Source organism: Acidobacteriota bacterium (assembly GCA_040754075.1).
Classification (GTDB): Bacteria; Acidobacteriota; Blastocatellia; order UBA7656; family UBA7656; genus JBFMDH01.
This window is the reverse complement of the sequence record JBFMDH010000001.1, coordinates 1-20,438: the sequence shown is the minus strand read 5'-3', so window position 1 is coordinate 20,438 and position 20,438 is coordinate 1. Positions and strand designations below refer to the sequence as shown.

Here is a 20,438-nt window from a genome sequence, read left to right as displayed (position 1 = left end):
TGGAAATTCAATAACCGAAACTCACCCCTTCACCTCTTCACCTCTTCTCTCGTCACCTCGTCTTACGAAGAAAGACCCGCCAACCCCACGGCTCAAGCGCCAGCGCCGGAAGTCCCACAACCTTTGTTTTCACCTGCGCCTCGCCACTGATGTTCGGGGTGATTTCAGTAAACGATGAAGCGTTGCCAACTTCAACCTGTCCGGTGAATGATTGATTCGACAAATTGATGGCAACTAAAATTTCTTCATCGCCGAGATGCCTCACATAAGTCACCACCCGCGCTTCAGCGGCATTGCGAAGCCAGAGAGTTTCGCCACTTCGCAATGCCGGATGGGCTTTTCTCAAGGCAATGATTTGTTTATAAAAGCGCGGAATTTCCGGGCGATGTTCGGCGTTTTTCCAGAAAATCGGCAGTCGTTCAAACAGAGCAGGCGCTCGCGATTCTGTGGTGTCGCCGACCTCCATGCCGTTATAGAGAAGCGGCACGCCGTCCATCGTGAAAAATAGTACCGAACCGGCAAGCGTCGCCGCTCTGCCGAATTCTGCCAGCGCGCGGCGTTCGTCATGGTCATCAATGAACCGCATACGCAACGCGCCTTGCGGATAACGCGCGCGCTCCGCTTCCCAGTTTTTGCGAACCTCGGTCGCTGTACTTCTTCCCGTCAGCACATCTTCCAGCGTATGAAAAAACGGCCAGGCGTAATCCATATCAAAGGCTTTGACCAGGTGTTCAGGATAAGTCGCCTCGGAAATCATAATCAGTTCGGGTTTGATTTTTTCGAGTTCCACGCGCGCCTTTTCCCAGAAATCCGTCGGCACCAGCCACGCTACATCACAACGAAACCCATCAAGGTCAAATTCGCGAATCCAGTATTTGAGCATGTCCATCATATACTCGCGAACTTTCGGGTTGTCATAATTGAGCCAGGCAACATCCGACCAATCGTATGGCGAAAGGGTTTTGCCCTGCGCGTCGCGCTTATAAAATTCCGCCTGCTTCATGAGCACGCTGTCCCATGCCGTATGGTTGGCAACAATGTCGATGATGATTTTCATGCCGCGTTTATGGGTTTCGCTCACTAACCGCTTGAAATCTTCTTGCGAGCCGTAATCGGGATGAATCGCATAATAATCGCGCACCGCGTAAGGACTGCCGATACTTCCCTTTTTATTAAGCCCGCCCGTCGGATGAATCGGCATGAGCCACAACACCGTGACGCCGAGGTTTTGCAGATGGTCGAGCTTTGCGGTGATGCCATTGAAATTCCCTTCCGCAGAAAAATTGCGCGTGAAAATTTCATAGATCACTGCATCGCGTACCCAACCGGTTGACGCGCGCGCCCGCTCTTTCGCGACATCGCGCGCTTGAAACCCGGCGCGAATCGAATGCGCGTGTGTCCAAGTGGTGCCAATTATCATAGTGGTAAAAAATAATAAAAATAGAAGCGTGGATATTAGCCGAACTTTCATGCGCATCACCTTTCTATTCATCCCGGTCAATCAACCCGGTGCTGGGAACCGGTTGGGCGGATTCCTGCACGCCCAGTGCCTCCTGCGCATCGGCGCGAATGACCGCGGCTTCCGGCACATCCTGATCAACCACGTCACGCACACGGGAAACCAATAGCGCCGCAACCAGAAGGCTTGCGCCGCCGAGCATCACCACGTAGAGCGGATTATTGCCGAAGACATTTTTCACCAAGGGTTGAAAGGTGAGCGATGCGATAATTTCGGGAATGACGATGAAGAAGTTAAAAATGCCCATATAAACGCCCATGCGCGCCGCCGGCAAAGCGCCAGACAAAATGGCATACGGCATGGAGAGAATCGAAGCCCACGCGATGCCCACGCCAACCATCGTCAACAATAAGAGGTATTGATTGTGAATCAGATAAGTCGAAAGCAATCCAACGCCACCACAGATGAGCGAAATCGCATGTACCGTTTTGCGGCTGGTTATGGCTGCCAGCTTGGGCAAAGCAAAAGCGACTACGAAACAAACCAGCGAATAAACGGCAAAAGCGATGCCGCCCCATTCCGTCCCTCTATCAAACAATTCGGATTTTTCACTCGGCGCATTGAAGATGTGATAGGCGGTCGTCAGTCCGAAGAACATCCACATACAAAACAATCCGAGCCAGGTGAAGATTTGCACAACGGCGAGTTGCTTCATGGTTTGCGGCATCTCGCGCACTGCATGGGTGATTTCCGCAAATCCTGCCGCTATGCCTTTACGTTCGCGCTTCATTTGCTCGAACGCTTCCATATTTTCCGGCGGATACTCTTTCGAGGTGAAGACTGTCCACAATACGGCAAGCAGAAAAGCCGCCGCGCCGATTTTGAAAGAGTATTGCACCGTCAAAGGCACGCCGCTCGCCGTTGTACCGGTGACACCCAGATTTCTGAAAATATAAGGCAGCGCATTTGCCAAAGTCGCGCCGATGCCGATGAAAAAGCTTTGCATCACAAAGCCCGTCGTTCGTTGGTCTTCATTCAACTTGTCGGCAACGAAGGCGCGAAAGGGTTCCATGCTGACGTTGATGCTGGCATCTAAAATCCACAGCAAACTTGCGGCAAACCATAGCACCGGCGAATCCGGCATGAAAAATAGCGCGATGCTGGCAAGAATTGCTCCAACCAAAAAGTATGGACGGCGACGACCCAAACGGTTCCAGGTGCGGTCGCTCATTGAACCGATAATCGGCTGGACGATTAAGCCGGTGACCGGTCCCGCCAGCCATAGGATAGGAATCTCATCGGGGTTTGCTCCGAGCTTCGTATAAATGGCGCTCATATTGGCAAGCTGCAAGCCCCAGCCGAATTGAATGCCGAGAAATCCGAAACTCATGTTCCAGATTTGCCAGAAACTTAAACGCGGTTTTTCCATTAAATATTTTCCTTTAAAAAAGTCTGGAGTCGGGAGTCCAGAGTCTGGAGTCAAAAGGGCAGAGGCTGAACTGCCTGAATAATGGTTAGACATCACAACGCTTCAAGATAAGCGAGTCAAAGGCTTTCGGACTCTCGACTCAAGACTCGCGACTCCAGACTGCTAACGCGCATATAAATTCAAATCTTCAATCACAACGTTACGGTCTAAAGACAAGACGAACATCAAGGCTTTTGCCAGGTTTGCAACGTGAATGAAGCCGCCGCGTGGCGGCTCCGTAACCGGCGTTTCAACATCAACCAACCCGGGGCAGAAATTAAAAATGCGAATGTTGGCTTCGATTTTACGAATGTGGTCACGCACCGATTCGGCAAAACCCAACAGCCCGAATTTTGAAGCGCAGTACGACGGCACATCGGCGTAACCATGTTTGGCGGCTTGCGAAGCGACATTGATGATGTCGCCGAAATCTTCGGCAATCATATTCGGCAAGACCGCGCGAATGAGCCGCATTGCGCCGCGCAGATTGGTTTCCATCACCGTATCCCAACCTTCATCAGTGATGGCATCCACGGTTTCGGGAACCGCCAGCCCGCAGTTATTGATGAGAATATCAATCGCCCCGAAACGTTCCATCGCCACATGCACGAGATTGGTTGTCTGTTCAAAATCGCGTACATCAAAGGCGTGAGGAAAGACGCGCTCAATTCCGAGTTTCACGTTAATCTCATCGGCGGTCTGTTCAAGCACCGCTTTGCGCCGCGACGCAATGATGACGCGCACACCTGATGTGGCTAACACTTGGGTAAAGGCGCGACCAATGCCTGTACCGCCACCGGTGACGAGGGCGATTTGTTCCGCAAAAGTTTTGGTTTTCAGTTCCATCAGATTTCACAACAACGATTAGAAGCCATGCCAGAACGGTGGTCGGAGACTACCTATTCAACTTCAACGAAAATTTCTTCCGTTGAGCAAGCGGTCTCTGACCGCGCTATCCAACAATAATATGGCTCACCGTTGAGCAAGCGGTCTTCGACCGCGCCATTCAAACCTTCGGATCATCTTTCCAATACGCTTGCCAATCATTTTCTAAAGGTACGCTCCCCAGCTCATGCGGAAAATATGCTCGATAACTTGACCACATCCATTCGGCGGGATGCTTACAAAATCCAGCACGTACAGGATTGTTATGCATATATTGCAGCTTTTGCTGGACAAATTTGGCGCTCCACAGTTCAACAGGGAAAAACTTTTTTAACCACAAAGCGTATTGATGGGCGCGTTTCTTCGGATTATGCAATTTCAACTTTTCGAGAGATCGCTCATGTCCTTCTGCACGTAACCAGGCAATTATGTCGTGAGCCGCTATGCCTTTGATTTGTTTCAAGACTGCTTCAATATTTTGCTCTAATGGGTTAGCAATCATATGCAGGTGGTCGGGCATAACCACATACCCAATAAGTTTAAACGGATATTTCTCCCGCGCATTATTGATGGCATCAATCAGAAATTGGCAAGCTCGAGGGTTGTGAAAAACTTTGACGCGGTTGTTTGTCACAACAGTGATATATTGAAACATATTGTCGTTTTGTGAACTCTCAAATTTCATTGCTTCCCAACAGCGGCGGTCAGAGACCGCCTTCTCAACGGTAAATTATTTTTCTGAAGAATATTTCGCTCTGTCTCCGCTCACTGTGAAAATACTCGCCGAACGCGCAGGCAGTACGAATGTCAACTTGCCGTTTTCGACGCGCACATCGGTCACAACTCCCAGGCGGTCGGTGAACATCACGCCGTTGGCAATCTTCAAACCGGTCAAATCGGCTTCAACTTTGCTTGAACGATTGGCGTTATTAATCGCTACCACCACGTTGCCTTTTTCGCTCACTCGCGCAAAGGCGTAATAATCATCGGTAAAACTCAGAGTCACGAGTTTCCCCTGTCTTAATGGTTCAAGCTCATGGCGCAACTTCGTCACTTTGCGTAGATGATTAAAAACCTCATTCTCGTCTTTGGTTCTTCCCTGCTCTGTAAATGCGTTGCGCGCATCACCCGCAAAACCGCCGGGAAAATCGCGCCGATTATCCGGGTCGTTCGCGCCCGGTAGGGCGATTTCATCACCGTAATAAATCAAGGGAATGCCGCGCGTCGTCATCAAAAAAGTCTGCGCCAGCATCAAGCCCTGGGTCGTCGCGCCGGGTTCGCCCATAAAGCGCTGCATATCGTGAAGCCCGATAAACGGCACCAGGATGTCCGGATTGGGATAGAGGAAATCGTGAGCGATGACCTGCGGTAAATTCTTAATCGATTCGCCTCGCGCAAACGCCGCGCGAATCGCCAGGTGCAAAGGGAAATCGAATTCCGTATCAATCCCTGAATCAATGCCGTCCCAGTATTTTTTGCCGCCTTGAAAAAACGCTACCTGCGCGGGATTGCCGTCAAAGGTTTCGCCGATGACATTGACCTTGGGATATTGCTTTTTGATTGCCGCCATCCAATCGCGCCAAAACGAACGATGCACATACGGCAAGGTGTCCTGACGAATGGCATCCATTCCCGTCACGCCAATCCACCAGAGGGTATTTTGAATGAGGTAACGCTTCGCTTCAGGGTCGTTCTGATTCATATCCGGCAGAATATCCAAAAACCAACCGTCGAGAATCGGGCGCAGGGCATCTTGAGTTGCATACTTATCTTTGAGCACCCAGGTCTGCCAGGTTTCGTTGATGTGATTTTCTTTGGTGCCGTTGTACCAGGTGGGCGTCGGGCTGTCTTTCACCCAGGGGTGATAAGGTCCCGTGTGATTGGCAACCTGGTCTTGAATGATTTTGATTCCAAGTTTGTGCGCTTCATCAACGAGTTCGCGAAGTTTCGCGAGGTCGCCAAAATGTTCTTCAACGCCGTAATAATCAATCGCCCCGTAGCCGTGATAATCAGCCATCGGCTTGCCCTCGTAAGTCTCAACAAAATTCAGCCCGTCGTTGTTGTCGTACCAGGGGTTCAGCCACAATGCCGTCACCCCCAAATCTTTGAGATAAGGCAGGCGGTTGATGATGCCCTGCAAATCGCCGCCGTGATAATAACGCGGCTCCTGACGGTTAAACAGTCCTTTCGATTCCGCAGGGTCATCATTTGCCGGGTCGCCGTTAGTGAAGCGGTCAGGCATGATTAAATAGATGACATCATCTTTGTCGATGCCTTGAAACCGGCTCTGGGAGCCAAGTTGAGGGAGTATCTCGAATTTAAAATCGCTTGCGCCACTCGCAGTAGTGACTTTCAAATTGCGCACGCCGGGTTTAGCGGTTGGCGCGAGTCTCACATCAATGAACAAATAGGTTCCGCGTTCGTTGACCTTGGGAATACCGATGACGCGAACACTGGCATCGCTTGAGGTCACCTTCGCGCCTTTTAAATTCGTGCCGCGCACGAGCAGGCGCACAGGATTGATGGTGTGTCGCGCCCACCAACCCGGCGGCTCAACTTTGGTGACTGTGGGTGACTCGGCGAGAGCAGATAAGTTGATAGCGACAACGATGGCAAAGGAGAGCAGGAATCTTTTAATGGTTCGCATAAAATTTCAGTGAATAGGTGAACGTTTTTAGCAAAGGGCACAGGTTTTATCGAAGCGATGAAATGACACACATTCTATTGCTGTCTATGAGAACCTGTGCCCTTTGCTATATTTCAAATCGCTTAATTGCGCTGTCCGGTGAGCGCCGATTTGCTGACTGCTTTTTTCGCAGGTTTTCTCACCGGTTGTTCGGCGACTTCCGGTCCCGCATCAATATGCGAATGATAGGGTACGCTTTCGCTTGACACTTCCGGGTGTTTCTTCAAAAAGTCATGCGCATAACTCGAAGCGTTCGGGTCGTCTTTGCGGTCGGTAAAATAGGACGCCTGTTCGCTCGCCTGTTTACGCATTCCGAGTCGCTGATAAATGCGCATCAGGTTGTAATGCGCAGACAAATCATCGGGGTCGAGTTCCTGCAAGGCTTCAAATTCAGCGCGCGCCAGATCGAATTTCTTCAACTGATAATAGGTCGAGCCGAGTTCGGTGCGCGCTTGTCTCACGCGCGGGTAAACCGCCAGCACTTTTTTGAAGCCCTCGATTGCCACATCGAGTTTGCCTTGCTCGCGATAAATCTGCGATTGATAAAACAATGCGCGCATGCTTGTCGGTTCCAACTGCAAGGCTTTGTCGAGCGATTTCAAGGCGATGTCAAATTTCTGATACATGAAGTTGGCAATCGCGATATTGATGTAGGCATCGGAATAATCGGGGCGCAGTTCCGCGACTTTCGTAAAGGCGCGAATGGCTCTGGCATATTGCCGTTGGTTGAGCAAAGCGACGCCATAATTGTTCCAGCGCATCCAGTCTTTATCATCCACAGGTTTCGCGCTGTTAGCTCCGAAATTGATCACCGCGACTTTCTGCGCCATTTCAACAACCGGATAATCGACGCTCTTGCCCAACACCCAGTCGGTGAACCGGCGATTGAAGCGGCGATAGTTGATTTTGACGACGACTTGCAAATGACCTTTAGCGGTTTTCGGAATGGTGAATTGATAACGCACCAGGTCGGATTGCCCCGGCATAATCGTGTTATCGAAAGCCCGCGCGCGACCCGCCCAGACTTGATGCAAATTGAAAAATTCGCCTTGCTCGCCTACTAAACGATTGGTGTAGCTGTGCGCTTTGTCATCCAGATAACCATCGGGTTTCAAATAACCACTGTGGCAAATTTTATTACCTTCGCCATCGCGCACTTCGAGTTCAACCCACGATTCATAAAAATCGCGTTGTTCGGGAACCAAGCTGTGTCCGATGCCTTTGTTTTGAATGACCAGACTCAGGGTCACTGTGTCACCGGCTTTGATATTGAAATTCTGCTTATCCAGTGGTGCAACCAGCCCGTCATCGGTCGCGGGCGAATCCGCGCCTTTGCGTATGCCGAAGAAGTCGATGTTGAAGAGATTATCCTGCAAATAGGCGGTGACTTTTTGCATCTGGTCTTTGTAGCCATAGAACTCAGGAATCGCCGTGTTAGCGCCGAGCCAGCGATGCGAGGCGAGTTTGCCGTCTTTCGCGCCGTAATCGCCGGGCGCGTCAACTTTCGGCATATGGCAATCCTGACAGGTCGAGACTTTATCTTTTTTGTAAAACGGCAGCGGCGATTGTTTTGACCACGAAGACTGTTGCCACTCGTCATAAACCGAAAAAGCGCGCAACCATTTGTACTCGTTTAAAATTTTCGGCAACGCCGCTTTGTGACACGCGCCGCAAAATTCCGGCGTCTTGTAGAAATCTTTCATCACCGCTTTTCTATGCAGGTCGGGGCGTTTCATGATTTCTTCGTCTTTGACGGCTCGGGTCACCGGGTTCCCCGCTTCATCAACCATCACCGCCGGAATACCCATCACGTAACTGCCGAGTCCGGTGGTCGGTTGCAGGCTTTGAATCGAATGGCAGGTTGAACAGGTAATGCCGTCTTCATCAAACGACCGGTCAATCTTGGAATTCGCCGTCAGCGACCCGGAAAACAAGGCAATCGGATTGTGACAACCTTCGCAATGGCGCGAATATTCGATGCCTTTGGTGTTGATTAACAGTTCAACATTTTTCTTGTAAAAGGGTGCGCGGAATGCATTGGCATGCGCGGTTTCGCGCCATTCCTGATGTGCAGCTTTATGACATTTGGCGCAATAATCGGCGGTGTAAAATGCTGCGGGGTCGATAAACCCACCGGTCGCGGATTTCGCCAGGCTCGGCAAAAACGGTTTATCTTTGCCCCATTTGAAATCGTAAGTTTTGGCGATTTCGTCATTGAAGCTGGCAATTGAGCCGGGGTCATTGGCAGCGGGCTGATTCAAATTGCCTGCATTGCTACTGACCAGGTTAAGGGGCAAAAGAATGCCAAAAATGGCAATACTGGAAAGCATAAGCACTTGGCGTTTATTTGGAGTGCGAGAGTTGAATTTTGCTACGGCATTCATAATTTTCTCCAGGATGATTTCTTAAAAACCAATTTCTAAGTTAAGCCAAAGCGTCTTCTGCACAATGCTCATTAACCGCAGAGACGCAGAGAACACAGAGACTATCCCTCTCTCTTTGGCTCGCCATCTTCCTCAAGATTGAGAACCAGGCGACGGATGCCGCCTTCCTTCAAAATTTCCACATTGAAGTTAAAAGCAACCCCACTTTCCAACCACCAAGTCGCATATAAGTCAAAGTCTGCGCTTCAAAAACCGAGTGCAGTGCATCAACCGACTTCACTTCAACGACAACTGCGTTTTCAACAAGCATATCGAGTTGATAGCCTTTGTCGAGTCTGACGCCTTTGTATTCAAGCGGAACCGGCAGTTGCCGTTTAAAGCTGATGCCCTGTAAATCCAGTTCCCGACACAGACATTCTTCGTATGCAGATTCCAATAATCCGGGGCCAAGCGAACGATGTACTTCTATTGCCGCTCCGATGATTGCCCAAGTCACATCATTGATCCGCATCTTCTCTGCGCCTCCTCTGCGTTCTCTGCGCCTCTGCGGTGAAAGGGCAGCGAACCGGCGAACAAAAGAAGCTATCTACAGAAATAAATCGCAGCTACCTTCTTTTGCTCTCGATTAAAACAATTGCGCTTGATGGCTGTAATGGCACTCTAAGTTTATCTCGCATTGCGCGTCCTTGCCAGCGGCGCGCATCAGAAAATGCCGCTATCCAGCGGGTCGCTGAATTTGCGGTTTTCGGTAACGTCACTTCAATTTCTGTGGCTTTATTGGAATTATTAAAAGCCACAATCGCGCAATCGTTTCCTGCTTGTCGCATCATCACCAGAGAATGTTCATTTGCCGATAAAATTTTCGTTTCCCCCACACGCAAGGCAGCATTTTCAGCCCGCGCCCGCAACAGATTGCGGACGTGTTTCAGGAGCTTGCGCTCTTTTTTGGTTCGCCCTTCATCCGCAAAAGCGTTTCTTGCATCACCGGCAAAGCCGCCGGGAAAATCGCGGCGATTATCCGGGTCATCGCCGCCTTTCAAACCAATCTCATCGCCATAATAAATTTGTGGCGTGCCGCGCATCGTCAGTAAAAACGTAAAAGCATTTTTCAAGGCTTCAAAACTCGCTCCGTCTTCACCCATAAAACGTTTGACATCGTGATTGCCGATAAACGGCACAAGTACGCGGGCATTCACATAGAGCGCATCCTGATTCAAAATGTCGCTCAGGCGGCTCATCGGTTGATGGCGAATGAAGACATCGCGCATCGCAAAGTAACTCGGAAAATCGAAGACCGTATGCAGGCGCGTGTCTATGCCATCAAAGCGCGCCACCCCGCCTTGAAAAAACGAAGTGACTTCGGGGCGACCATCAAAAACTTCGCCAACCACTGTGAGGTCGGGAAACTCGGTTTGGAGCGCCTGATTCCACTCGCTCCAGAATTTGCGCCCGACATATGGGAAGGTGTCCTGACGAATGCCGTCAACACCCGTACTGGAAACCCACCACGCGGCATTTTGAATCAAGTAGCGCGAACACTCGCCATCATCCTGATTGAGATCGGGCAACGTGTTAGCGAACCACCCGCGAATCGTCGCTTCAAAACGCTCGCGGTCAGGGTTTTCCTGCGTCGTTGATTTAATGTCCCAGACATTATTCGGGTGACTCAAAAGCGTGCCGTTCAACCACGTCGGCGTCGGTGTGTCAGTAGTCCAGATGTGGTCAGGTCCCGTGTGATTGGCGACCTGGTCTTGAATCACTTTGAGTCCAAGCGCGTGGGCACGGTCTACTAATTCTTTAAATTTTTCCAGCGTGCCGAAATGTTCTTCGACGCGGTAGAAATCCACCGCGCCATAGCCGTGATAGTCCGTGACGTTTTTGCCCCAATCAAAATCTTTGGCGCGATTGCTATTGTCATAAACCGGCGTCATCCAGATAGCTGTCACGCCCAAATCTTTAAGATAGGGCAAGCGGTCAATCACGCCCTGTAAATCGCCGCCGTGATAGGCGCGCGCGTTTTCGCGCAAGTACAGACCGCGCGATTCCTGCGGGTCGTTGTTCGACCGGTCACCATCGCTGAAGCGGTCGGGCATGATTAAGTAGATGACATCCGCAGGCGTGAAACCTTGAAAGCGCCCTTCACGCGCCAGCGGTTGCAAAATTTCAAACTTGAAATCGGTTGTGCCACTGGGCGTGGTGATTTTCAACGTTCGCGCACCCGCTTGCGCACTGGCATCAATCTGCACATCGACGAAAAGATAAGTTCCCGACGCGCTCACTTTGACATCACTCGTCCGCAAATCTTCGTCTGGTGATTCAACCGTCGCACCCGCAAAATTTTTCCCGCGAACTAAGAGTCGCACAGGATTAATCGAAGACTGCGCCCACCAGTTCGGCGGCTCGACTTTCAAAACTTCCGGCGCATGCTGTCGGTAGCCGGTAGTCGGTAGCCAGTGGTTAGTGGTAGTTGCGTCATCCACTAATTCTGGTTGTGTACAAGCAGTTAGAATTGATGATAAAAATAACCAGCCAACTAACCAAACTTTTGATTTTGTAAACACTGCTTTCACTCCATTAAAACCGCCGTAATCTTTTTGCCACCGGCTACTGACTACCGACCACCGGCTACTGTTGTTGCGGTTGTCCGAGCATCTGCTGGGTGCGAATTTTTTCATCCAGTATACGCTCCTGTTTGACCTGTTTTTCCAGAGCTTCAAGGCGGCGAAATTCGCCTAACTCGACCTGCGCTTTATCGGTTTGTTTCAAACGCGAATAGGCGAGAAACAGTTGATAATGCGCCTGCGTGTGCGTCGGATTTTTCTGCAAAACTTTTTCGAGCCTGATTACCGCTTGTTCATAATTGCGCTCTTTGATGGCAAGGCGCGCAAAATCATAGAGCACCGGCACATTGTCGGGCGCAAGTTGCAAGGCGCGCTTGAGTGGCGCTTCGGCTTCTTCAAACCTGCCCTGCTCAATCGCCACATAACCGAGGCTCGCAAGCGCATCAACGTGATTGGGATTTTTGGCGACAAACTTTTCGAGATAGCCGCGCGCCTTTTCAAAACTTCCGGCGGCGCGATGCCCGTAACCGAGAATGTATTCGATGTCTTTGATACCGGGGTCGAGCCTTGAGGCGAATTCAAAATCTTCGACCGATGGCAACCACTCGCCTTTGCGATACAAGGCATTCGCCCGCGCCATCACATAAGCGGGATTTTTCGGGTCAATCGCCATCGCTTTGCTGTATTCGTCAACCGCGCCTTCCCAAAAACCAACCCGAAAATATTCGCGCCCCAGCATATTGTGATAAATCGCATTGTTCGCGTCGCGCTCGGTCGCGTGTTTGAATTCCATAACGGCGTTGGCGTGGTCGTTACGTTCACTGGCAATCAGTCCCAGGCGAAAATGAGTTTCCGGCAGTTCGGGGTTGAGGTCTGCGGCTTCTGCTAAAAATTTAGCAGCCTCTTCATACTGGTTTAATTGATAAAGCGCGACGCCGAGATTGTAGAGAACTTCAAAGGTGCGCGGGCGCATTTCATTGACGCGGGCGAAAAGTTTGGCGGCGCGTTCGTACTGCTCATTTTGCGCCAGCACAGTCGCCAGCGTAAATAAACCACGTGCATCTTTAGCGGCAACCCGCTCGACGACATCTGCCGCCGCGTCGGCTTCTGCGGCGCGACCTGCGCGATAAGCAACATTGACGAAAGCCAGCGCGAGTTGCGCGTCTTGCGGGTCGGCTTTACGAGCTTCCGAAAAACGCGCGGCGGCTTTTACGAAATCGCCGGCATCGGCATAGAGCGCGCCGAGGTTGTAATTAGCCTGCGCGTGCGCCGGTTCGATGCTGAGCACCCGTTCAAATTCGGCGATGGCTTCTTGAGTTTTACCCTGCTCGGCAAAAAGTCTTCCAAGATTATTGCGGGCGCTTGCAAAATTCGGGTCGATGGCAATCGCCGCATTGAACTCCGCCTGCGCTTCATCGCGTCGCCCCGCTTGATTGAGCACCACACCCAAAAGATTATGAGTGACGGCAGAGCGCGGCGCAGCGGCGACCACCTGACGCGCTGCGACTTCGGCTTCGGCAAGACGGTTGGCTTGCAACAGCGCGATGGTTTGTTCAATGAGTTGTTGCGTCGCCTGCGGCAATTGATTCGGTTTTGCCGAGGCTTTTGGCGCTACCGGTTTTCGAGTTGTTTTTTGCGCAAAGACATTGATGGAAAAAAGGCAAAAGACAAAAGGCAAAAGGCAAAAAGCAAAAGTGATGAATGGCAATCGCGCTTTAATAAAATTTCGGCGCGGCGTTTCGGCAGTTTGTCGCTCTGCCGCCTGGGATTGCAACTGTACCTTAATCAATTTCAGGTAATCGCCTTTAAGCAGTTTTATGCAAAGCAACAGCAAGCCGTGCGGATGCGCGCTGCCAAACCTGATTTTTGCCTTTTGCCTTTTGCCTTTTGTCTTTTGCCTTCTCATTGTTTCGTCCGTGTGCGGAACTCTTCGTTCAATCGCTTGACGGTTTCAAATTCGCGGGCGGCTTCTTCTTTGCGACCGGCGCGTTGCAGGGCTTGACCGAGTTGAAAATGGGCGTCAGGTCTGTCGGGTAACAGCGCGACGGCATTTTGCAAAGCATTGATGGCATCCGTATATCGTTCTTTTAAAATCAATGCGCGACCGAGCGCCCAGTGCGCTTCAAAGAGTTTCACATCAAGTTCTGTGGCTTTTTTTAAAGTGGCGATGGCTTCGTCAAGTTTCCCTTGCCTGACGAGCAATGCGCCGAGTCCCATCTGACCTTGCGCGGAATCGGGCGCGAGTTTTGCGAGTTCTTCATACTCTTTAAACGCCGCTTCGGATTCGCCGTTGGCTTCAAGCGCGGTGCCTAAAAAGAACCGGCTCTCAGAATGTTTGGGATTGAGGTTGACGGCAACGCGCAGGGATTTTACCGCGCCCGCATAATCACGCGTTGCGTATTGCACGCGACCTAAATAGAAATTGGCGTCAAAACTGTTCACGTCCAAAGCCGTCGCTTGCGTGAGCGATTCGATGGCTTCAAGGTCTGCGCCGCCGCGCGAAGCGAGGATGATGCCAAGCAGGGTGTGAGCCGCTGATGCGCCCGCATCAATTCTCAAAGCGCGACGCGCTTCGCGTTCGGCTTCTGCAAAACGCCCGGTGTTGTACAAAGCGAGCGCGTAAAGATAGGCGGCTTCGACGGAATCGGAATGGCGTTTCGTGAGTTCACCGAAGGTTTCCGAGGCTTCCTGCCATTTATTTTGACGAATGAATGCCAGCCCTAAATCCTGCCACGCGCCAAACAATGTCGGGTCTTTTGCCAAAGCCTGTTGAAAGCTGGCAATCGCCGCGCGCAAATCATTTCTATCTGAGGCGAGTAACCCATCGGCATAAATCACGCGCGGGTCGGCGGGTCGGGCATCCTGCAAAAGATTGAGTTGCGCAATGGCATTCGGTTGATCGCCAAGCAATCGGTAGGCAGTGATTAAATCAAACCTAAGTTCTGAACGGCGCGGGTCGATTTCAAGGGCGCGTTTCAGTAAAGCGACGGCTTCCGGTAAAGCTTTGGCGTCGCCGCTTGTGAGCAAAAATCTTCCGAGTTGATAGTTGGCGGTGAAATTTTTGTCATCAAGTTTCAGCGCCGCGCGTTCGGCGGCAAGCGCTTCTGCCGGGCGACCGAGTTTGAAGAGCACATAACCGAGACTCGCCTGGTAATCGGCGTTCGCGCCGTCGAGGGCGACAGCGCGGCGTATGTCGTCGAGCGCCTCCGTATATTTGCCGAGTCGCATTCGGGCATTGGCTTTAAGATTCCAGGCGGCGGCATCTTGGGGATTGGCTTTGAGTTTTTCTACGGCTTCGCTTTCGTCGCGTTCGGCGCGGTCTTTGATCGAACTGAAGCGTTCGACGTGGGAACGCTCGGCAGAACTTTGTGCGGTCGCTGAAAACGCACCAACGAGGATGAATAAAATGATTTGCAGATTGCGGGGATTCATATTTTGCCGAGTCGATTCATCATAAAAAAGACCGGGCGGTTTTTCCACCCGGTCGCTCAAAAAGCAATAATCAAAACTGCTGTTTGCTCATAACCATTTTTAGTCCGTAGTCCGTAGTCGCTTGCGTTCGCTTGCAATCCCAGGGACTAAGAACTACGGGCTAAAAACTAAAAAATAACTTTCGCTTTGTATTGAATGACGCGACCGGGGAAGGCTGCATCGAAACGACCAAAAGCGCCCGTATCGCGGAAGTTATTATTCGGCACAGTGAAGATTGACGAATTGAAGACGTTTTGCGCGTCAATACCGAATTGGAAAGTTACCCTTTCGGTTATCGTCGTATTCTTCACCAATGACATATCCCAACGGACAATATGCGGACCCGTGAAGGTATTGCGTCCGAGACTGCCGAAACGAATGGTGCTGCCCGCCGCATTGGTTACCGAAATGTCGCCGCCGGTAAATGCCGCCGCATTCAGAAAACGGGTTCCGGTATTGGCGAACGGATTGCCGATAAGCGATGCCCGCGTGCTGCCATTATTACCGTCAACGACGCTGAACGGATAGCCGCTGCGCGCCAGCAAAATCACCCCGAGTTGATAGCCGCCAAGGATTTTTTCAGCGACCCCTTCGGTGAAATACTTCTTGCCTTTGCCAAACGGCACATCAATCAAGGCGTCTGCGGAAAGCAGGTGGCGCACATCGAGCGATGAATTGCCGCGCTCGCATTCCAGGCAGAAAGGATTTTGCGGGCCGCCGCGTGAACCGCGACCTTCACCTATACCTTGAAACACCCCCGTTGAATCATCAATGTTGTGGCTCCAGGTATAGGAGACTTGCCCTTGAATGTAGCTTGAGAAACGTTTGCGAAGTTGCGATTGCAAAGCATCATAATCGGCTTCCGAACGATTCTCATAAGCAGTTGCCGGGAGAAATTGTCCTTTGGAGTTTTTCGCAATTGCCAAGCCGCCGCCGCCAATATCGCGGGTGGCAAGCAGATTCTTGGAGCGGTTGCGAACATAGCCCACATCAAATGCCCAGTCTTTGGCAAATTGATATTGATAGCCGACGTTGAATTGATGCACATAAGCCGTCTTTTGTTTCGGGTCAACCAGGAAGACCACAACGTTATTGGGAATGTTGTTGGGGTCTGTGGTCTGCACATTCGGCGGACCGGTCTCGAAATTGAAGACGCTACGCGGCGTCGAGCTATCGAAAGCGTTATTGTAGGTTACGCTATTGGTAAATGGCGGATTCTGCACCAGCGGCGGTCTGTCGGTGGCGTCTAAGGTGTAGAGCAATCCGTAACCGCCGCGCAGCACCATAGTTTTTTCGGGGTTGAGCGCATAAGCGAAACCGATGCGCGGGCCGAAATTATTTTTATCGGTTTTAATGATGCGATCATCGCTGCCTGTCGCTTGACGAATCTGACCGGTTGCCAGATCGAAATTACCTAAACGACCCTGAGCTTCGGTTGCCGACGGGAAGAGGTCATAACGCAGACCGAGATTGACGGTCAGGCGGTCATTGACTTTCCAATCGTCCTGAACGAAAAGCCCCCACTCTTGCGAGCGCAATTCAAAAGCGCCGCCGGGTACTGAACCTCTGAAGGTTTGCAGCGCCGCGACGTTTCTGAGCAGCATATTGGCAAGGGCGTTGCCGGAGCCGCCAAAAGCGATACCGTTGGCGTCAACAAAGCAAGCCGCTGCTGTGCCGGAACCCGCAGGGCAATTCGGATTGGCGCCAGTTGCCGGGCCATTATCTGCATAAGCGAGATTGCCTTTGAGACCGCCTGTGCGTCCGCCGTCAATGGTTGTCAAATAACGCAAGCGCAATTCGCCGCCGAGTTTGTAGTTATGGCTGCCTTTGATGATGGTCAGAGAATCGGCAAAGTAAGGATTTTTACTATTGACGATGAAGGGTCCGCCATCACCGGCGAATTCAACGAAGCCGTTGCCGAATCCGCCAACCAGTACCGAACCCGATTGCTCGAAGGTGCCGTTGTTGACATTGGGAACGCCAATCTCTTGCGTGAAGTTTTCGCTGAAACCACACGCGCCGCCGACACCGCAATTTAAAATACCGATGTCGATTTTGGTGAAGCCAAAGCGGAATTCATTGAGCATTGACGGGTTGAATTGATGGGTTTCGCTGACCACCACCTGACGGGTATCGCCGGTCTCTTCACCAGCGCCGAATCCCGCCGGAACCGTGCTGAAGAATGAATCGCGCAGGTTTTGATAGTCCTGATGATTGTAACGTCCCTGCAAACTATCGTTGTCACCCAAGCGATGGTCAACTTTGATGCCGTAATTATCCACCAGTTCGCGCACTTTACGAGTCGAGAAGAAATTATTCGTTCCCTGACTCGGATTGATGATGTTCGCGGCGGTCGGCAACGGGAAAAGGTTAAAGAATTTCTGCGCATTCGGACTGAGGAGATTTGCAGGAATTCGATTATTCGGGAACGGTTGCCCGGTGAGCGGATTGAGGACGGGCGTGGTGTATTCCGAAAAATCGCCGACGCGAACTTTTTCGGTCGGCACAGTCGATGCCAGCGGCGTCGGAAAATTGTTACGCGCGCCGAGATAATCAAAAAAGAAGAAAGTGCGGTTTTTGAAAATCGGTCCGCCAAAAGTGCCGCCGTATTCGTGCGTCTGTTGCACGGCTTTCACCGGCAACACGCGGTCGCCGCGAATCATCGCTTCGTTGCGATTGCGTTTGAGAATCGGGTGATAGGCGTTGAGTTCCGAGTTTGAACCGTAGTAATAGAGCGAGCCGTGAAATTCGTTGGTTCCCGATTTGACGACCGTATTAATCACTGCGCCCGATGCGCGCCCGACTTCAGCTTGCGGAACGCTGGTTGAAACTTTGAATTCGGCGATGGCATCGGGGTTGACGAAAACGCCGATGGTGCCAAATTGCGGTTCGTTATTGTCCACGCCATCGACTGAGAAATTATTGTTGGTCGGACGTTGACCGTTTGCCGAGATGACCGCGCCGCCTGAGCGCGAGAAACGCGCCGATTCGGTTGAGCCGCGCGAATCGCCGCCGCCCGGACCTTGACCGCCGGCATTGGGGTCGCCGTTATTGTTGGCGCGGGCGTCCGAGAGGGTGCCGATGGTGACGCGGGAAACGCCTGGTGTGAGCGTTGCCAGTTGCGTGAAGTTTCTGCCGGTAAGCGGAAGTTCTGTGACTTCGCGTCCGGTGATGACGCTGCCGCGTTCGCTGGATTCCGATTGCACAATAGTTGCGCCCGCCGTAATCGTCACCGATTCGGCTGCGCCGCTGGGGTCTAAAGTCACATCGAGCGGAAGGCGGTCGCCGACCTGCAAGGTCACGCCTTCGAGCTTGGCTTCTTTGAATCCCTGTGCGCTGATGGTTACACGGTATTCGCCAACGTCGAGCAAAGGCACCGTGTAGGTGCCCTCGTCAGTGGTCTTAACCTGACGTTCAATATTGGTTTTGACGTTGGTGATGGTAACTGTTGCGCCCGATACCACAGCGCCATTTTTATCGGTAATCGTCCCGACAATCGTGGCTTTGTTGGTTTGGGCAGCAACCGGAAAAGCGAAAGCGGCAAGTAATAAAGCGATGATGCCGACCCACAGGTTGAGTGAGCTTATTTGCCGATTTTTTATCATATTGGTTTAGCCTCTTTAACGTTAAAGTGAGCGATACAATCAACACATTCCACAAAGTCAACGCTTGAGGACTTTCTCAAACCCTGCACTGCGGACTATATTGACATTGACTACAAAAAAATTGATTTACTGTTAGAGAGCTTTGCAGAAGATCACAAAGCTTAATAATTTCATTATCGATAACCTGCCTTTTAGAAAACCAGGTTACGGTGCTTTTGCCTACTCTAATAATTAAAATTATAAGTTCGTTACCGAATTACAATCCGAATACCGGATTGACGATGAAATAGGCAAAATTTTAACGCCTTTACATTTTATTCAAGTAGAGGTTGGTTTCGGTAGTTACTGGGCGTATAATCCCGTTACTTGAAAAAATCTCAGTTAATCAAACCATTTACGCAGGTTGTTACAGGTGGTAAGTAACGTGTTACCCAAAATGGAAATCTCAAAAGAGGCCAAGTTGGCTGAACTTGGCAAACTACTGGAGAGCCAAACCCTGCATGGGTCTGAGAGCCTCAAGTCGTTTTTGCGTTTTGTAGTCACCAAAACCGTAGAAAATCAGGATACTCAGCTTAAAGAATATACCATTGCCACAGAGGTCTTTGGGCGCAACAGCAAATATGATTCGCGTAATGATTCGGTCGTACGAGTGCAGGCAAGTCGTTTACGTTCCAAGTTGCAGGAATATTACGCCAACGAAGGCAAAGATGACGCGGTCATTATCGAACTACCCAAAGGCGGATATATTCCGGTCTTTACCACTGCCAAACCGATCACCTTGGAACCCATTGTCGAAGACGCCCAGGAGAGAACCCTGCCACCGGAACCGGCTTCGCATATCGATAATAGCAAACCCGCTGAAATCATTTCGCAGGGCAAATTCGGGAAACCGTCACGCTGGGTTTACCTGGCATTGATCGGCATCAGCTTGCTGGCGTTGTGGTTTGCCTTTACAACCTTTTATTATCGCTCGGAAGTGACTCAGTTGAGCGACCCGGCGTTATCACGAGCTGATGATATGGTTGAAATGAAAGCGGCAGCGCCGTTGTGGAGTGACTTTCTATATTCCACTCAACCCATTCTGGTGTCATTCAGCAACACCCGTTTTACAGGGACTGCCGAAACCGGCATGAGATTGTTGAACCCGTTTACCACTGACAGCAAAGATGGCGAAAAGCCCACCTCGCCGGACAATCAAATCATCACCGAACATTACACAGGCATCGGTGAAGTGATGGGCGTTTATGCGCTGGCAGATTTTTTCTCGAAAGCCCGACACAGCTTTCGCGTCAAACGCAGTTTGCTGATGACCTGGGATGATTTGAAAGCCGGGAATCTGGTCATCCTCGGTTCGCCTGCCGAAAACAATCTGCTGCGCGACCTGCCGCAACAACAGGATTTCGTTTTCGGTGTCTTGCGCGATGAACAGGGCAATGCCAGTTACGGCATCACCAATCTCAAACCCAAAGCAGGCGAGCAGAAATATTACGTCGCCAAACAGGAAGGGCTGTCGCGCAGCCAGATTTCCGAAGATTATGCCGTCATCAGTTATTTAAAAGGTCTCGATTCAAAAAATCGTTTAATGATATTGGCGGGCATCACCACTTATGGCACGCAGGCAGCCGCCGAATATGTTTCCAATCCCGAATACATCAAAGAATTGATTGCGCGGTTGAATACCAGCGGCGACTCGAATAATCCGAAACTCCCGGCTTACTATCAGGTTTTAATAAAAGTAAAAGTCAACGGCGGCGTCCCCGTGCAACTCACTTATGTCACTCATCACACCTTGTAAGTAAACCTGAGTATTGAGTTGAATCAGGCAGCAAGGATGCCGCTGTGACGCAACTGATAGCTGATGAGCTTGAGTTGGATGGTATTCCACAACCCAAGCCAACTTCGTGAATAGACGCGATCAA

Annotated in this window: 12 protein-coding genes; 1 reads left to right on the top strand and 11 read right to left on the bottom strand. The window is 51.1% G+C overall.

Annotated elements, in window-relative coordinates:
* Positions 1-52: 52 nt before the first annotated feature.
* From AB1757_00060 to AB1757_00010, 11 genes are all read right to left on the bottom strand, one after another.
* Positions 53-1,471, bottom strand: a complete 1,419-nt coding sequence (locus AB1757_00060) for an alpha-amylase family glycosyl hydrolase (GenBank protein MEW6125426.1) — start codon at positions 1,469-1,471, stop codon at positions 53-55.
* A gap of 13 nt (positions 1,472-1,484) precedes the next feature.
* Complete coding sequence (locus tag AB1757_00055; protein ID MEW6125425.1) at positions 1,485-2,888, bottom strand: MFS transporter; 1,404 nt, start codon at positions 2,886-2,888, stop codon at positions 1,485-1,487.
* A 162-nt stretch (positions 2,889-3,050) separates the two neighbouring features.
* Positions 3,051-3,773, bottom strand: a complete 723-nt coding sequence (locus AB1757_00050) for an SDR family NAD(P)-dependent oxidoreductase (GenBank protein MEW6125424.1) — start codon at positions 3,771-3,773, stop codon at positions 3,051-3,053.
* A gap of 160 nt (positions 3,774-3,933) precedes the next feature.
* Positions 3,934-4,497 (bottom strand): transposase, encoded by a 564-nt coding sequence (locus AB1757_00045; GenBank protein MEW6125423.1) that lies wholly within the window; start codon positions 4,495-4,497, stop codon positions 3,934-3,936.
* 45 nt (positions 4,498-4,542) lie between these two features.
* On the bottom strand, positions 4,543-6,459 hold the full coding sequence (locus AB1757_00040; protein MEW6125422.1) for an alpha-amylase family glycosyl hydrolase: 1,917 nt from the start codon (positions 6,457-6,459) through the stop codon (positions 4,543-4,545).
* 122 nt (positions 6,460-6,581) lie between these two features.
* Positions 6,582-8,882 (bottom strand): tetratricopeptide repeat protein, encoded by a 2,301-nt coding sequence (locus AB1757_00035; protein ID MEW6125421.1) that lies wholly within the window; start codon positions 8,880-8,882, stop codon positions 6,582-6,584.
* A gap of 169 nt (positions 8,883-9,051) precedes the next feature.
* Entirely contained in the window at positions 9,052-9,393 is a 342-nt protein-coding gene (locus AB1757_00030; GenBank protein MEW6125420.1) for a GxxExxY protein, read from the bottom strand.
* Positions 9,394-9,487: 94 nt separating this feature from the next.
* Entirely contained in the window at positions 9,488-11,362 is a 1,875-nt protein-coding gene (locus AB1757_00025) for an alpha-amylase family glycosyl hydrolase (GenBank protein MEW6125419.1), read from the bottom strand.
* Between the two features lie 145 nt (positions 11,363-11,507).
* On the bottom strand, positions 11,508-13,349 hold the full coding sequence (locus AB1757_00020; GenBank protein ID MEW6125418.1) for a tetratricopeptide repeat protein: 1,842 nt from the start codon (positions 13,347-13,349) through the stop codon (positions 11,508-11,510).
* Positions 13,346-14,923: a tetratricopeptide repeat protein gene (locus AB1757_00015; GenBank protein MEW6125417.1), complete on the bottom strand. Its 1,578-nt coding sequence runs from the start codon at positions 14,921-14,923 to the stop codon at positions 13,346-13,348. Before AB1757_00015 ends, AB1757_00020 begins: the two co-directional genes overlap by 4 nt.
* Before the next feature lie 119 nt (positions 14,924-15,042).
* A complete protein-coding gene (locus AB1757_00010) occupies positions 15,043-18,519 on the bottom strand; it encodes a TonB-dependent receptor (protein MEW6125416.1) in 3,477 nt (1,158 codons plus the stop codon).
* Positions 18,520-18,979: 460 nt separating this feature from the next.
* Here AB1757_00010 and AB1757_00005 point away from each other — a divergent pair, with 460 nt between their 5' ends.
* The gene (locus AB1757_00005) at positions 18,980-20,314 is read left to right on the top strand and encodes a hypothetical protein (GenBank protein MEW6125415.1); all 1,335 of its coding nucleotides are present in this window, start codon (positions 18,980-18,982) and stop codon (positions 20,312-20,314) included.
* Positions 20,315-20,438: the final 124 nt, after the last annotated feature.